This is a genomic window from Paenibacillus sp. NN59 (assembly GCF_057597225.1).
In genome coordinates, this window is record NZ_CP199678.1 from 1,249,903 (window position 1) to 1,266,458 (window position 16,556).

General features: G+C 46.9%; 15 protein-coding genes. 14 read left to right on the plus strand and 1 reads right to left on the minus strand.

Translation table 11 applies throughout. The features are described 5' to 3' along the window. The first annotated feature begins 129 nt into the window (after positions 1 to 129). Positions 130 to 2,565, plus strand: coding sequence for a rhamnogalacturonan lyase (locus ACT89M_RS05340; RefSeq protein ID WP_487345042.1), 2,436 nt, complete (start codon positions 130 to 132; stop codon positions 2,563 to 2,565). Positions 2,566 to 2,680: 115 nt separating this feature from the next. Here ACT89M_RS05340 and ACT89M_RS05345 read toward each other — a convergent pair whose 3' ends face one another. Continuing rightward, positions 2,681 to 3,304: a histidine phosphatase family protein gene (locus ACT89M_RS05345; protein WP_090917686.1), complete on the minus strand. Its 624-nt coding sequence runs from the start codon at positions 3,302 to 3,304 to the stop codon at positions 2,681 to 2,683. 116 nt (positions 3,305 to 3,420) lie between these two features. On the opposite strand from ACT89M_RS05345, the gene ACT89M_RS05350 reads away from it, so the two are divergent. The 13 genes from ACT89M_RS05350 to ACT89M_RS05410 all read left to right on the plus strand — a co-directional run bounded on the left by ACT89M_RS05350 (position 3,421) and on the right by ACT89M_RS05410 (position 16,410). Then, entirely contained in the window at positions 3,421 to 4,035 is a 615-nt protein-coding gene (locus tag ACT89M_RS05350) for a Type 1 glutamine amidotransferase-like domain-containing protein (protein ID WP_154890687.1), read from the plus strand. A gap of 80 nt (positions 4,036 to 4,115) precedes the next feature. Next, positions 4,116 to 5,201: an AraC family transcriptional regulator gene (locus ACT89M_RS05355; RefSeq protein WP_308722354.1), complete on the plus strand. Its 1,086-nt coding sequence runs from the start codon at positions 4,116 to 4,118 to the stop codon at positions 5,199 to 5,201. A 289-nt stretch (positions 5,202 to 5,490) separates the two neighbouring features. Beyond that, entirely contained in the window at positions 5,491 to 6,342 is an 852-nt protein-coding gene (gene licT / locus ACT89M_RS05360; protein WP_308722355.1) for a BglG family transcription antiterminator LicT, read from the plus strand. 196 nt (positions 6,343 to 6,538) lie between these two features. After that, positions 6,539 to 8,455: a beta-glucoside-specific PTS transporter subunit IIABC gene (locus tag ACT89M_RS05365; protein ID WP_308722356.1), complete on the plus strand. Its 1,917-nt coding sequence runs from the start codon at positions 6,539 to 6,541 to the stop codon at positions 8,453 to 8,455. Positions 8,456 to 8,481: 26 nt separating this feature from the next. After that, entirely contained in the window at positions 8,482 to 9,252 is a 771-nt protein-coding gene (locus tag ACT89M_RS05370; protein ID WP_154890691.1) for a carbohydrate deacetylase, read from the plus strand. A gap of 182 nt (positions 9,253 to 9,434) precedes the next feature. Continuing rightward, the gene (gene melA, locus ACT89M_RS05375) at positions 9,435 to 10,940 is read left to right on the plus strand and encodes an alpha-galactosidase (RefSeq protein WP_154890692.1); all 1,506 of its coding nucleotides are present in this window, start codon (positions 9,435 to 9,437) and stop codon (positions 10,938 to 10,940) included. 262 nt (positions 10,941 to 11,202) lie between these two features. Further along, positions 11,203 to 11,556, plus strand: coding sequence for a PadR family transcriptional regulator (locus ACT89M_RS05380; protein WP_154890693.1), 354 nt, complete (start codon positions 11,203 to 11,205; stop codon positions 11,554 to 11,556). A 2-nt stretch (positions 11,557 to 11,558) separates the two neighbouring features. Beyond that, complete coding sequence (locus ACT89M_RS05385; RefSeq protein WP_221789182.1) at positions 11,559 to 12,260, plus strand: permease prefix domain 1-containing protein; 702 nt, start codon at positions 11,559 to 11,561, stop codon at positions 12,258 to 12,260. Beyond that, on the plus strand, positions 12,257 to 12,817 hold the full coding sequence (locus ACT89M_RS05390) for a DUF4825 domain-containing protein (RefSeq protein WP_154890695.1): 561 nt from the start codon (positions 12,257 to 12,259) through the stop codon (positions 12,815 to 12,817). Before ACT89M_RS05385 ends, ACT89M_RS05390 begins: the two co-directional genes overlap by 4 nt. Positions 12,818 to 12,945: 128 nt before the next feature. Continuing rightward, positions 12,946 to 13,716, plus strand: coding sequence for an amino acid ABC transporter substrate-binding protein (locus ACT89M_RS05395; RefSeq protein ID WP_090917704.1), 771 nt, complete (start codon positions 12,946 to 12,948; stop codon positions 13,714 to 13,716). Positions 13,717 to 13,902: 186 nt separating this feature from the next. Then, a complete protein-coding gene (locus ACT89M_RS05400) occupies positions 13,903 to 14,562 on the plus strand; it encodes an amino acid ABC transporter permease (RefSeq protein ID WP_090917706.1) in 660 nt (219 codons plus the stop codon). Between the two features lie 33 nt (positions 14,563 to 14,595). Beyond that, complete coding sequence (locus tag ACT89M_RS05405; protein WP_154890696.1) at positions 14,596 to 15,351, plus strand: amino acid ABC transporter ATP-binding protein; 756 nt, start codon at positions 14,596 to 14,598, stop codon at positions 15,349 to 15,351. Between the two features lie 687 nt (positions 15,352 to 16,038). Next, the gene (locus tag ACT89M_RS05410; RefSeq protein WP_154890697.1) at positions 16,039 to 16,410 is read left to right on the plus strand and encodes a hypothetical protein; all 372 of its coding nucleotides are present in this window, start codon (positions 16,039 to 16,041) and stop codon (positions 16,408 to 16,410) included. Positions 16,411 to 16,556: the final 146 nt, after the last annotated feature.

The window sequence follows — 16,556 nt, forward strand, 5'->3', positions numbered from 1 at the left end:
TGTATGAAAATGAACCTGACCTAACATGAGCATGAATCTGATCTTCGTATGAACACGAAACTGACCAGACCATTAACATGTTCAGGTAGAAGTATCATTACCCATTCTAACCAGGGAGAGTGAAGGTTGATGAACTTAAGATCAGTAGAAGATAATCGAATTAAACATAGTAACAGCACCGTCGATAGAACCCATGTCAGTACGTATGTCAGCCAAAAGAAGAGCGCTAGCACTCATAGGGCAAAACGATCGCGCATACCTCTCGGGGCCAAAGTGCTCTCATCTGCACTCAGCTTGGCTTTAATTCTTAGTGGAACTGTGGGGATCAGTGGAGCGGATGCTTCACAATCCCAACCCCAATCGCAGGGGAAAAGCATTCAACTAGAGAAGCTGGATCGCGGGCTGGTAGCGGCTTCGACGTCCGAAGGTGTTTTTCTAAGCTGGAGATTGCTTGGGGACGAGGCAACAGGGTACAGTGACAAGGGGCTGACCGGGACGGATTTCAACGTTTATCGGGATGGCAAAAGAATTGCAAAGGTCACAGACAGCACGAACTATGTAGACAGCACAGGTACGACATCTTCACGTTATGAAGTTGCCGCCGTGAATAACAAAGGTAAAGAAAGCAAACGAAGCGCATCCGTCAAACCTTGGGCGAACGGGTATATGGATATTCCTTTGCAAAAGCCGGCTGACGGTGTGACACCTGCGGGTGAAGCTTACACCTACAGTGCCAATGACATGAGTGTTGGTGATGTGGACGGGGATGGTCAGTACGAGTTTTTTGTGAAATGGGACCCATCCAATGCTAAGGACGTATCGCAAAAAGGATATACCGGTAATACCTACGTTGATTGTTATACGCTGGACGGTCAGCTGTTGTACCGGATCGATCTCGGGGTTAACATTCGTGCGGGAGCGCATTATACGCAGATGCTTGTCTATGATTTTGATGGAGATGGCAAGGCTGAACTGATGTTCAAGACCGCTCCGGGCACACAAATTATGAAGTACAACAAAAAGGGCAAACCAACCTCACAAAAGTACATCACACTGCCGAAGGAAGATCGCAAAGCCGGGGTGACACACGAGGACGATTATCGCCTCAGTGCGGAAGGGTACTATGACCATGTGGTCGATATGTTCCGGAACTGGCATAAACACGAAGAGGTTGTGAAAGGAAACTGGCCTGCGACACTGGAAGAGGCGTTTGGAATCGAGAAAAAATACAACTATCCGTTATCCCAGCAGGATGCGGAAAGTCTGGCTGACTATTTTATAGATGTATACGCACCGCAGCGGAGCGCCCGCAATGAATTGCGCAAGTTCGAAGGGTTTATTGTGGACGGGCCGGAGTATATTACCGTGTTTGAAGGCAAGTCGGGAAAAGAATTACAGACCGTCCCGTATGAACCCGAACGTCATGATGACGGCCTGATGTGGGGCGATTATGCGATGGCACGCATTGAACCGGCAAACCGGGTAGACCGTTTCCTGGCTGGGGTTGCGTACCTGGATGGCAAGAAACCGTCTGCGATTTTTGCACGCGGATATTATACTCGCTCCACCATGGCTGCCTACAACTGGGATGGCAAGAAACTGAAAAAAGAGTGGATGGTAGACAGTGGCTGGACACCGATGAAAAATCCGTTCAATGACGGGCCACATGGTGTAGATGGCACAGACCCGCAGTACGGTTCGATTACAACACAGGGAGCACACTATTTCAGTGTGGCGGATGTAGACGGTGACGGCAAACAGGAGATTATCTATGGTTCGGCTACGATTGACCACGATGGTAGTGTGTTATATAGTTCCACCGATGTGATGCCGCCCGAGAGTGCTGCACCGGGAACGATTGCCCGTCTAGGACACGGAGATGCACTGCATGTGGCAGATATCGACCCGGATCGCCCGGGACTGGAGATCTTTATGGTACATGAGGGCGGACCTTGGGCGCCGTACGGATATTCCCTGCGTGATGCGAAGACCGGAGAAGTCATTTATGGCGGATATACAGGCAAAGATACCGGACGCGGTATGGTCGGAGATGTCGATCCAACCCGGCGCGGGCTGGAGACATGGGCTGTCGGATTATGGACGGCACAGGGGGAAAAAATAAGTGATCAGGCGCCCGGAACCAATATGAGCATTCGCTGGGCCGCCGACATGACCACCCAAATCGTAGACGGTGCCATCGATGTCACTCCTACAATCAAAGACTGGACACGCGGCACAGTGCTGACCGCGACAGGAACCTTAACCAATAACCACACGAAAGGTACACCGTCGCTGGTTGCCGATGTATTCGGAGACTGGCGTGAGGAGATGCTGGTGCGTACAGCCGACAGTTCAGCGATCCGCATCTATTTGAGCACCGAGAAAACAGATCGCAAGCTCTATACGCTCATGCATGATGCGATGTATCGTGTAGGTATTGCTGGACAGAACAGCGGATATAACCAGCCTTCGTATCCTTCCTTCTACATGGCATCGGATATCGATTGGTCGAAGGTGACGTTGCCGAACTTCTATACTCCGGGGAAAGGCAAAGGGGATAAATAAGACTGTCCGCTCAGATTAGAAAGAGAAATGATGTAAGCTAACCGCAAATAGCTCTGGAATTCGCTTCTGTGTAATGATCACGCAGAGAGATTCCAGAGCTTTTTTGTACATCCAACTACTTCTCGATGTCTTCAGTCAAGTGTGTTGCGGAAGCAAAGGATTCCAGCGTATATTGACCGTCCTGAATCAGTAACTTGGTGATGGAACACTCGGGAACGAGACGTTTCTGCTCAACCAGGAAATTCGGATGCCATCTGTTCAGTTCTTGTTCGGAAAACGTTTGCACCAGGAAATCGGTAATCAGACCGCCATGGGTAGCCAATACAATATGACTGCCGGTTGGCGCCTGTGTTGCCAGTTCGCCGAGCAAAGAGGCCAGCCGTGTGCCTGCCTGTTTGGCAGAGTCACCAACATGTGGAATGAACTCCGGGTCTGCGGTACACTGGTCCCACAAAGCTACAAATTGTTCGAAAGTCTGCTCGGGATCATCACCCCAATTCGCTCGCTCACGCAAGCGTGCATCTTCCGAGACGTCAGACCCGGTAAGGGAAGCAATGGCTTCGGCGGTTTCTTGTGCTCTCCGGAGTGGACTCGCTACGATCCGGTGGATGGGATACGGAGCTTTCGAGAAATGCCGGGCGGTCAATTGAGCCTGACGGCTACCTTCGGCAGTAAGTGGCACGTCTCCAATATCACTTTTTTTGACACCATGTCTGACCAGATAAAAGGTTGTACTCATCGCATGAAATCTCCTTCAACATTGGATTTAGAAATGGCAGATCATGATATAATGATTTTATACTAAGCTTATAGGAACTGAACGTTTCGATCCATTACAATTTGGAGGATATTAATATGAAAAAATTGTTTTTGTCATCTTCTTTTGTTGACACAGCAAGCTTGTTGAACACACTGGAAGAAACGTTAACCGGAAGAACCGTTACCTTTATTCCGACAGCTGCGGTTCCTGAGCCATATGATGCATATGTACATGCGGGCAGGAAGGAGCTTGAGAAGTGGGGACTTATCGTACAAGAGTTGGAAGTATCCACGGCATCTTCTGAAGAAGTAGCAACCAAGTTGCAACAAAGTGACCTGATCTACGTGTCGGGTGGCAACACCTTTTTTCTATTACAGGAGCTTCGCAGAAGTGGAGCAGAGAAATACATACAGGCTCACATCCAAGAAGGGAAAATATACATCGGAGAGTCGGCGGGTTCCATCATTCTCGCCCCTGATATTGCCTATGTGAAAGCTATGGATGATTGCGCGGTAGCACCGGACTTGTCCAGTTACGAAGGGCTGAATGCGGTTGATTTTTATCCCGTGCCGCATGTGGGTTGTCCCCCATTTGTAGAGTCGGCAGCTCAGGTTATGGAAGAGTATCAGTCCGCACTGCCTCTCGTGCCGATAACGAACTCCCAGGTTATTATCATGGATGGGGAGCAGTACCGGATTAGTAGCATCTAACGTCAATTTTAACGATGTTTATTCAAAAATAGAGCGAATACATCTGTACGCCATATCGCGCTTGGAGGGAGGTTGTAGAGATGGGGACAGGATCAGTAACGAATCATACACCATCCTTTTCAGGCAGTCTTTTTCAGGAACGCCTTCGCACCGAAGATTGGGGTCCGCGTTTTTTCGCTTATTATTACAAACAATGGGATGATTATCAGATGTCCTACCACACTCATGACTCCACGGAAATTATGTACATCATTACGGGTATGTGCCGAGTGGATGTGAGGATGGCAGACGGAAGCTCGGAACAGGCGGTGTTGAAAAAAGGACAGTTCATCCTGCTGGATGCAGGGGTTCCCCATCGGCTGTTGGTGCAGGACGGCGTGCCGTGCCGAATGCTCAATGTAGAATTCGGTTTTGCGCGTACTGCATCTGGACAACTTACCATAAAGCAACTTGCGCAGGAAGAGGATACGGTTCATGCTTTTCTAACTCGATCTACTCCTTATCTTGTTTTGCCTGACCCGGAAGAGGTGTATTACACGATGAAAAGCCTGGTGCTTGAGCTGGATCAGCGTGGTCTGATGGAACAGAGGCTGAGACAAGAGCAGGCACCGGAACAATCGCAAGAGCAAACGAAGTCTGAACTTTCTCCAGTACACATGGGAGTGATTCCTGCCGAAGAGCGCACGCTTCATCGTGAAGCCCGAAACCTGACATCCCCGGAGCAGGGAACGTTGGTAAGAACTCTTTTTATCCAACTGCTCGTTCGGATTGCAAGACTGCGAGGCGAGATGGAACGAAGTGCACTGGATCAGACAGAGATATATATAAAACGTACGATTGAATTCATGCATCACAATATGGATCGCAGTATTCAGATGAAGGATATCGCGGCAGCAGTCAATTTACATCCAGGGTATTTGCACCGCATTTTCCGTAATTATATGCAATGGACTCCGACCGATTATTTGACGATGCTACGGATGGAGAAGGCCAAGATGTTGCTCCAGCAGACCAATATTCCGATCTCCGAAATTTCAGACTATGTGGGTGTGGGCAGTCGGCAGTATTTTCATATGCTTTTCAAAAAATATACAGGCATGACGCCTGTTCAATACCGGGATTCCATGGAGCGAATTCAGTGGAGTTACCCGGAGGAATTGGAGTAGAAGCAGGGCCGCCGTGCTGGAACAGGCGGGTAGAAACTAAATGTTGAACTGAAAGGGTATTCATGATATCCTTTGTTCAGAAGTAACCCATTGGTTGATAATGTAGTAGTAATTTAATATATTCAGGATTGTGACTGTTCGGCAGGCGATACCTAAATTGTTCGTAGTAAACATGAGTTGTGCATGTTACTGCTTCAATTTAGGTTTTTTTTATAGGAGATTTTGATTTTTCGAAGAATTTTATGGAATATTAACGGGACGAGCATGTGATGAGTTGGGGGTGATGCAGATGAAGATTAGGAAAATTTTTAATAACAATGTAATTTTACTGACGGATGATAACGGGCACGAAATGATCGTGATGGGAAAAGGGATCGGGTATAACAAACATAACAGTGATGTTATCGACTTTTCACAAGTAGAGAAAAAGTTCGTCGTTGAAAAAGCAACGTCTGACAAACTGATGGGGCTGATTGGTGAGATTCCAACCGAACATCTGGAGTTGTCGAATGAAATTATTGAATTTGCCGAACAACAGCTTGCCCTCAAATTCAGTGACAACATCTACATCACCCTAACGGATCATATCAGTTTTGCACTGAGAAGGTTTCCTGAGGGCATCATTGTAAAGAATGCTTTGCTGTGGGAGATCAAAAAATTCTATGCAGCCGAATATGAAGTTGCCTTTAAAGCGCTCCGCATTATTGAGCAGAAAACAGGCGTGAAGCTGCCAGAGGATGAGGCTGGTTCCATTGCTCTTCATTTTGTGAATGCACAGCAGCGTGGGCAGGATATGAAACAAACCTATCAGATGACGAAGATTGTTAACGATCTAGCGAACATTGTGAAATACCATTTTGGAATCAAACTGGACGAAAACTCGATTAATTACAGCCGTTTCCTCACACATTTGCGATATTTTGCGTACCGAATTCTTCATGATGAGTTGATTCCGGAGGATCGGGATTCTTTATACGATCATGTAAAGGACAAGTACCCCGAATCGTACGCGTGCGCGAAAAAGATTAGAAACTATCTGGAGATTAACTACGAGAAGAAAACAACGAATGAGGAAATGGTTTATTTCATGATCCACATTCACCGGGTCACGAACCGTGAGCATGATCTGGCGGAAGAATGAAGAAATACGTATACAAATTATACATTAGGGATTGTGACTGTTCGGCAGGCGAAACCTGAACTGAGGCTTGTGTATTGACTAAGGTCAGTAGACGAGCTTCAGTTCAGGTTTTTATTTTGTCATCGTAGTACGTCATCCGAAATGATGAAGTGAAGATCTGAATTGTAGGGATTATACAAAGTATGGGGGGAACAACATGGATTATCTCAAATTAGCTCAAAACATTGTTGACCGCGTTGGAGGAAGGGAGAACATTCAATCGCTGACTCACTGCGCTACCCGTTTGCGATTTGTCTTGAACGATAACCGGAAGGCCGATGCAGACACACTCGAAAACACAGCAGGCATCCTGAAGGTGGTTGAAAGCGGCGGACAATTTCAGGTTGTTGTAGGCAATGACGTGTCAGAGGTGTACAAACATATCGTTGCGGAAGGGGAATTCGATGGAGCAGGTTCCGGTGCAAGCTCTGAAAAAGAAAAGAAGAGCATTCGTTCAGCCATCTTTGGCTTGATATCGGGCAGTCTAACGCCATTAATCCCGGTATTTGCCGGAGCGGGCCTGGTCAAGGCGCTGTTAATCGTTCTTGAGAGAGCGGGATGGATTGCTGTGGATAGTGGAACGTATGCCATATTAGCTGCGGCAGGGAATTCTATCTTCTATTTCTTGCCGATTCTACTTGGGATTACGATTGCTAAAGTTCTGAACGTGAACTCCTATGTGGCAGCGGCGATCGGCGCCGCATTAATGGAGCCGAATTTTACGGCTTTGACAGCAGCGGGAACTACAACTCATTTTCTAGGCATTCCGGTATCGTTAATGAACTACGCTTCGTCGGTCTTTCCGATGTTTATCGCCGTTAGCATCTACGCGGTTCTGGAGAAGTTTTTGAAGAAAATCATGCACAAAAATGTGCAGTTGTTCGCAGTTCCGTTCTTCTCCCTTGTCATTATGGTACCGCTCACGGCCATGTTGATTGGTCCATTCGGGCAGTATGTAGGTCAATGGATCGGGGATATCGTTAATTTCCTGATTAACAGCAACTCGGTCATCGCCGGAATTATTCTGGGGGGAACGTGGTCCTTCCTTGTATTGCTTGGACTACACTGGGCAACGGTGCCTATTATTATGGGTAATCTGAGCGCTGGGGGCGATCTCATTGCACCTCTTGCGGCAACATCCGTTGCGGCTTCGATGGGGATTGGTCTCGGGGTATTCCTGAAAACAAAGGATAAAGATCTTAAGGCTTTGAGCGGTTCATCTTTCCTTTCTGCAATCCTGTCCGGGGTTACTGAACCGATTCTGTACGGTATCATTCTGCGTTATCGCAAAACACTTATTTATCTGGTAGCCGCTGGAGCCATTGCCGGTGGATTGATGGGATATCTCGGTGTGAAGTTGATTGTATTCAATTTCTTCCTTAATGTGTTCACACTGCCGGCCCAGAGTCCAATGTTGTATTACATTATTGGCGTGTTGACTGCGATTGCGGGCGGAGCCCTGTGTGTGGTGCTGTTTGGTTACGAGAGCAAGAAAAATAATCAGGTTGCTGAAGGTCCGAAGGTACAGAAAGACGAGAATAACCAGCACCCAACACCTGAATCGTCCACGGCGAAAATGGAACAAAACGCTGCCGGGATCGACGCGAACGTTGCGATGGAATGCTTGATTACAAGTCCACTCGAAGGAACGGTCATTCCGCTTCATGACGTGGAGGATGTCGTATTTTCCTCGGAGTCGATGGGGAAGGGCGTAGCCATCATTCCGTCCAAAGGTCAGCTCGTATCCCCGGTAGACGGCGTCGTGTCGGTCACGATGAAAAGTGCACATGCCATCGCAGTCACCTCGGACGAAGGTGTCGAAATTCTCATGCATATCGGCATAGATACGGTGAGATTAAAAGGGAAGTATTTTACTCAGAAGGTTCAGCAAGGGAACCGAATCCGTAAGGGAGGGGTACTGATTGAATTTGATATGGATCAGATTCGGAACGAAGGCTTTAAGCTGACCACGCCAATTGTGGTGACGAACTCCGATCAATTCCGCGATATTACGCCGTTGCTGTCAGAAGGAACGGTTGCTGTCACAGAGGAACTGTTATCTGTTCGATCCTAAATCAGATCAGAGAGGAGTAGAGCGAGATGAAGCTGATTGTTAATGCAGATGATTATGGCATCACGATGAGAGTGAGCGAAGGCATCATTCATGGAATGAAACAGGGTCTGATTACAGATACCTCGGCGTTGGTGAATTCGGTACATTTTGAAAAGAGTAGCATTATGGCCCTTGAAGCGGGCATTACGTCTATGGGGGTTCATCTGAACCTGACGTTCATGACCCCTGTGCTGGAAGCTTCGGCTGTTCAGAGTATCGTGGACGAGTCGGGCCGTTTCTATCGAAAACCTGGACTTATTCCTTCGACCTATGATCCTGGGGAAGTACGCGCGGAGTTGAAGGCACAGATCGAGAAGTTTCTCGCTTCCGGGTTAACGTTAAATCATCTGGATACCCATCATGGGGTGAGTGTGAAAGATGCACAAATGTTGGACTTGGTCATGGAACTGGCTCGGGAATATAACGTTCCTATGAGAAGAGATGATATCTTATCTCCGGAGTTGAACGGCAAGCTTGTGGATGCGGGGATTCGGTCTACGGATATATTGTGTGGTGATCCGGCTATGCCTACTCTGCAGGAATCATGGTTGCGCGGGGTACTGGATCAGTATAAGGATACGGATACGGAAAATATCGTTGAGATTGCTGGACATCCAGGTTATGCGGATGATGAACTGCGAAGTATCTCTTCTCTGGTAGAGGAGCGTGAGCATGATCTTGCGGTGTTGCTCAATCCGGCACTACGGGAATATGTGGAGGAACAAGGGATTCAACTCATTAGCTATAGTCAACTGTAGTTGAGGATATGAGAAGAATTGAGAATAATAAGAAAAGATAAGATAAGTTAGGATTTTTGACACTCTGCCTCCGAACAGGTCATGATTTTGATAACGCTCTCCGTCTTACTGTTGCTACAATGAACCCATGAAGCAAGTCATTAACCGAAGCCGGAAGGTTCGGATTACGGGAGGACATGTACATGTCGTTCAAAGTAGCGTTTATCGGGGCGGGTAGCATTGGTTTTACAAGAGGATTATTGCGTGATCTGCTCACCGTACCGGAATTTAATAACATCGAGATCGCATTCTGCGATATTAATCAGCACAATCTCGACATGGTCACCGAGCTGTGCCAGCGGGATATCCGAGAGAATGGATTGAATATTCAGATTCAGCCGACAACCAATCGGAGAGAAGCGTTGAAAGACGCCAAGTATGTTCTGTGTACGATTCGTGTAGGGGGACTGGAAGCTTTTGCAACCGATGTCGATATTCCGCTCAAATACGGGGTGGATCAATGTGTCGGGGATACGCTGTGTGCAGGCGGCATTATGTATGGACAGCGCGGGATTGCCGAGATGCTTGAGATCTGCAAAGATATTCGCGAACAGAGTGCGCCGGATGTGCTGCTCCTGAATTACTCCAATCCGATGGCGATGCTGACCTGGGCGTGCAACAAGTACGGTGGTGTGCGGACGATCGGACTATGTCACGGCGTTCAGCATGGACATCATCAGATTGCGGAAGTGTACGGGCTAGAAAAGAGTGAAGTGGATATTATCTGTGCAGGTATCAATCATCAGACATGGTATATTCAGGCGTCCCACAAAGGTAAGGATCTTACGGGGGAATTGCTGGAAGCTTTTGAGAAGCATCCCGAGTACAGTCGTACGGAGAAAGTTCGGATCGATATGTTACGCCGTTTTGGTTATTACAGTACTGAATCCAATGGTCACTTAAGTGAATATGTGCCATGGTATCGCAAACGTCCTGAAGAGATTAATGACTGGATTGACATGGGAAGCTGGATTAACGGTGAAACGGGTGGATATCTGCGCGTGTGTACCGAGGGGCGTAACTGGTTCGAAACGGATTTCCCAAACTGGATGAAGGATGATCCGATGCAGTATTTACCGGAGAAACGCGGCGAAGAGCACGGCTCCTATATCATAGAGAGCCTGGAGACGGGACGTGTGTATCGGGGTCATTTTAACACTGTGAACAACGGGGTGATCTCCAACTTGCCGGATGATGCCATCATTGAAGCACCGGGTTATGTGGATCGTAACGGCATCTCGATGCCGCATATCGGCGAACTGCCTCTGGGCCCAGCGGCGGTGTGCAATGTGAGTATTTCCGTGCAGCGCCTTGCGGTGGAGGCAGCAGTGCATGGGGACGATAAGCTGCTACGACAGGCATTTATGATGGACCCGCTGGTAGGCGCGGTTTGTAATCCGAAGGAAATCTGGCAGATGGTCGATGAGATGCTGGTTGCACAGGCGAAGTGGTTGCCACAGTACAGTGATGCGATTACAGCTGCAGAAGAGAGACTTGCTACGGGTGATCTTATTCCAACCAAGGCATACGAAGGCGCAGCACGTCTGAAGGTCAAAACGGTAGAAGAGATGCAACAAGATCGGGATGCCGCGAATAAAAATGCAGGTGAGTCCGATAAAGGCAAGGACCGCGAGAAGGTACAGAGGTAGAGAGTGCAGAAACAAAAGTCATTATAGCAGGATAACAATAACCAGCGCAAAAGCATAAAAACAGCATGATAATGAGGCATAGATAACAGCGTGAATGAAGCGGAAAAGAAGAGAAACGAGGACGGAGCAGCATTAGAACTGCTTCGTCTTTTTGTTGTGGGCACATAAAACCAATTACAATGCACAACATATTACCTTTACAGACATAGTAATATGTCTTATAGTATACTCAGAGTAAGAGGGAGAGCGGTGAGACGCACAGATGGATGTTCAAGTGATTAACAGTGACCTGATTCGGGGAAATATTGACCCCATTATTTTGAGTGTGCTTATTCCAGCAGACAACTACGGATATGGCATTATTAAGGAAATATATCGTAAAAGCGGGGAGCAGTTTGAACTTAAGGAGCCAACGCTGTATTCCAGTCTGAAACGGCTGGAGAAGAGTGGGTACGTGGAGTCTTATTGGGGTGAGGAGACGCAGGGTGGAAGGCGGAAATACTACCGGATTTCCAGCCAGGGACGTGAAGTTTATCAATTGCAGGTTCAAGCTTGGCATGCAGCCAAAACGTTAATCGATTGCATGATTGCCACCGGTGAAGAAGGAGATGAGTAAGGATGACGCTCGAAAGACGGATGAATCGGCATTTGGAGAGTTTATTTGCAGGTGCACAGGATACACTGGAGCATCGGGAGTTGAAAGAAGAAATTCGTAGCAACCTCGCCGCACGAATAGATGATTATCTGGCTGAAGGCATGAGCGAGGAGCAAGCTTTCCAGACAGCGATACAGCATATGGATGGTATGGAACAATTCATGAGTGATTACCGACATGTGAAACGTGTTCCTTATTGGACAGCGCTGTGGCAATCGACCCTTATCTACAGCCTGGTTGCCTGGATTATCACGATTCCTACACGAGTGATGTTAGGCGGTGCTGCTCTGAACAATCTGCTTTTGATCATTAGCCTGATTGTGGGAGCCGCTTATGTAGTTTACTCGATGAGCAACAGAGAGAATGGCAGTGGATCTTCCGATACAGAAAAGACCACACGGGTTCGTGTGTTAGTGTTGAAGCAGTGGCAACGTAGAGCATGGTGGCTGTGGGCAGCCGTTGTGCTTGTGCTTTGGGGTACGCAGGCAGCATTGCGATTTGGAAGCAATATTTGGTTTGACCGACCCATTCAGGTGAATGGACCCTACCAGCTCGCTGTCATTTTGTTTGCTTTTGCATTACCGCTACTTAGTATCCTCATTCCTCTGGTCGTTCACCGGGCATACCGGATCGTTAGCAAATACGAAGTGAGTGATAACATATGAACGGAAAGAATCGGTGGATTGTTTCCTTATTTATTATCGGGTTATTGGGTCTTGTCGTGGTGGAAGGGTTCGTTAATCCTAAAATTGCGGCAGATCAGAGTCGATATGAAGCCGAGCAGAATAGTCCGCTGACGCATGATTTTACGGCCTTGGCCAAATATCAAAATGCGTACATGGGGAATTTCTCGAATCTAAGTCATCTGAATCAGAATCTGCCGTTACATGAGCAATTGGATGGTTATCAGCTGTTTCCCGAGAAATTGACCGCTCAGATTAATTACAGTCTGAATACAGATGAGATGGATGCGGTGCAACTTGATCGAATCCTCGTGTATAACGCTCTTGCAAACTTTGTACTGATCGATAATCTGGAGCAGATTGTCTACCAGTTCAAAGACACACGGGTTGTGTTCGACCGCAAGCTCGCGCAGCAATGGGCTGGAACAGAGCTTAAAGCGCTACAAAAGCCGGAGCTCTGGGATTCTATCGTTCGCGAGAAGCTGGTGGAACCGGCTGACGTGCGGGCTTTATTTTCACAAATTGTTGACAATTCTTAGGGTTGAATTCGCTGGAAATGGGCAAGGTGCTCGACTCTTCTCTCATGCTATGTTATTATAAGTCTCTGATAACGTGGTAACGAACTAAAGCGTTTGAGCTTGGTCATAGACATGGAGGGGTACGAGAGATGAGAAAGAAAGCAATTCTACTATTATTTATTAGCATATGTATGATCATTATGGCGGGCTGTTCCAGCTCGGCAAGTAAAGACGAGAATACGATTATTGTAGGGATCGACGATAAGTTTGCTCCAATGGGATTCCGGGATGAGAAGAATGAAATTGTTGGATTTGACATTGATTATGCCCGTGCAGCTGCGGAGAAAATGGGTAAAAAGGTGACTTTCCAGCCGATTGATTGGTCTTCCAAAGAGTCGGAGCTGAACAGCGGCCGGATCGATATGATCTGGAACGGATATACAATTACAGACGAGCGCAAAGAGAAAGTGCTTTTCACCAAGCCTTATCTGGAGAACAGTCAGGTGGCGATTACTCTGGCAGACTCCCCGATTACGAAGCTGGACGAACTGGACGGCAAAAATGTAGGTTTGCAGGCATTGTCCTCAGCGGCAGATGCGCTGGCGGCAAGTCCTCTGAAGGATAAAGTCAAAGCTTCAGAATTCAAAGACAATGTACTGGCACTGACTGATCTGAAAACGAAACGTCTGGACGCAGTCATCATTGATGAAGTGGTCGCAAGATATTATATGTCGAAGGAAGAAGGCACTTTCAAATTGCTGGATGAATCACTTGCGCCAGAGCAATATGGCATCGGGATCAAAAAAGGCAATGAAGAACTTCTCAATCAGCTGCAAAATGCGCTGGATGAGCTGAACACGGACGGCCAAGCCGCTGAAATCTCTAAGAAATGGCTTGGTGAGGATAAGGTTCTGAAGTAAGAAGAATCATTTAGAATTGAATTTGCGAATTTGAAAGTAGCCAGGTGAAACACACCTGACAAATAATGATGTGAGCTTTTCCCAGTTGGGGAAACTGTACTCACGAAAACGATGACCCCGTATTCCATGATGGAGCGATATGCTTCCAAGGAGTGCGGGGTTAACAGATTAGAGGAGAACTAATTCATGAATTGGGACTATATTTCAACGATTATAAAACCGATGCTGGAAGGTGCACAAACGACGATTTTCTTATTTTTACTTGCGATTGTGCTATCGGTACCCCTAGGATTCGCGGTAACGTTGGCGATGCGGAGCCAGTTCAAACCGCTGGCGTGGATTGCACACACATACGTCTATGTGATGCGTGGGACACCGTTACTTTTGCAAGTATTATTTTTCTGTTTCGGCCTTCCATTACTTCCTGTCATCGGAGAGTATCTGGTCTTTGATCGTTTCATTGCAGCGGCTATCGCATTTATTCTGAACTACGCAGCTTACTTTGCAGAAATCTTTCGGGGCGGATTGTTGTCCATTGATAAAGGTCAGCATGAGGCGGCCAAAGTGCTTGGACTCACGAAGTGGCAGACCATGACGAAAGTTATCATTCCACAGATGGTTCGGGTGGTGCTTCCAGCCACAGCGAACGAGGCCATTACGCTGGTTAAAGATACGGCATTGCTCTACGCTGTAGCTGTACCCGAGTTGCTCTATTATGCGCAAGCCGCAGTGAATCGGGATTTGCAACTCATTCCATTTTTCGTAGCGGCGATTATGTATTTGCTTATGACTCTGGTGCTTACCTTGCTATTCAAGGTTCTGGAGAAGCGCTTTTCGTATGAATAAATCAAATCTGTTCAATCAAAGGACTGTCTGCATATGACCTATAGTATAGAAGTAAATCAGTTGAAAAAATCATTTGGCACACTGGATGTGCTGAAACAGGTATCTTTTAACGTGGCGCCAGGGGAAGTCATTGCGGTCATCGGGCCTTCGGGTTCGGGGAAGAGCACGATGCTGCGCAGCCTGATCCACTTGGAGGATATTACAGGCGGAACGATTCGAATTCAGAATCAGACACTGGCGGATGACGGAAGGTACGTAGGTGCTGCAGAGATTCGGAAGATTACCGATCGTATGGGCATGGTGTTTCAGCATTTTAACTTGTTCCCGCATCTGACTGTACAGGCTAACCTGGAACTCGCACCGAAGACGTTGAAAAAGGAAAGTACCAAAGTCATTCGTAGCCGCAGTGCGGAATTACTTGCCAAAGTCGGATTGTCGGACAAGGCCGATGCTTATCCGGCGAATCTGTCCGGTGGACAGAAGCAGCGCGTAGCGATTGCCCGTGCCCTGATGATGCAACCGGACATCCTGCTCTTTGATGAGCCAACCTCAGCACTCGACCCGGAACTGACGGGAGAAGTGCTTCGCGTCATCAAGCAATTGGCACAGGAAAACATGACGATGATGATTGTCACGCACGAGATGAGCTTTGCTCGTGATGTTGCGGATCGTGTCTTCTTCATGGACAATGGCGAAATTGCCGAGCAAGGCCCACCCGATCAACTGTTCGGTGCACCCAAGCTCGCACGTACCCAGACGTTTTTAAAGAGAGTAGATATGGAAGAGTAACGGTGGAGCGTGATTTAAAACAGGTGCGAATGCCAAGCTCCCATGAAATCCCTGGGGGATTCGCACCTGAGAATAGGCTGATTTGAACCCTTTTGGCATATTACCTTGAATATTTTAAGGGCTTTATATTAAGATGAAACTAATTAGTAGAAGAATTAAACGAGAACACGTAATAAAGTATACAATCTATGCTTTTATTACGTGTTTTTTCGCTGTCGCACTCCGTATGGAGTGCGTGGATTGAAATCTGATTTTCTCGGCTTCGCTTACAACCAACACGCTAACGATCACAGAGAAGCTTATTTTGTCGTTTCGGCGACCTTTGGAATTCTAACGATCACCACAAGCGTTATTTGGGCTGAAACCCTCAAAATGTAGCGTAGATCACTGTACATCAAGTAAATAAGCTTTCTTGTGATCGTTAGATTTTATAAATGCCTAAAATAGGCTGAATAGTGTCGCTGGTGATCGTTAGAATCTGGAAACCGGAGATCGCCCACACTAGTGTGCATTTAAAACGAAACTTTCCCCATAGATAATATAGGTGAGAGAAACCTCGAGTTCATACGATCTTTCCAAGAGACACGCACCACTATTTTTGATAAAACTATGCCAGTTGGTTGATGCAGTCTTTAGTGTTATAGTTTTGACTGCGGGTGTATTTTACATATTAGGAGTACGATCAATATGCTACTTATTACTAGAAAATTAATAAATCGACTAAGCGAACCTTACAAAGAAGCAGATATGCTGGCCTGTTATGTTACGTCACAAGCGATTTCCTCAACGACATCTCGAGCTATATTGCTGATCAATCATGACGTGCTTAAAATTTTGTTCCTCAATTTATTTTCTTCCAAAGTTGTTCAAATGGTTCGAATACCACTTTCAGATCTGGAGCAACAGCGACTCAAATCCGGGGTTTCGTTGGCGTCGATATGGTCATTTCAGTCTCATGGTATTCATTATCGGTTTAGCATCATCAAAAAAATGCTTACTCTCGGCTCCTTGCAAGCAGAGTTTCTAGCGTTTGTTGAAGAACATGTTGTGAGAGCCTGACGATAAGTATAGAATCTTTTTGCTTATAACATGAAGCCGGCAAAGGTTATTTTATTATAAAAACAAATTCAAAAAGGCATATCCATTGTCCCAACTCGCTGCATCACAGCTAGTCTGACATAAAGGATATGCCTTTTACATTTCTA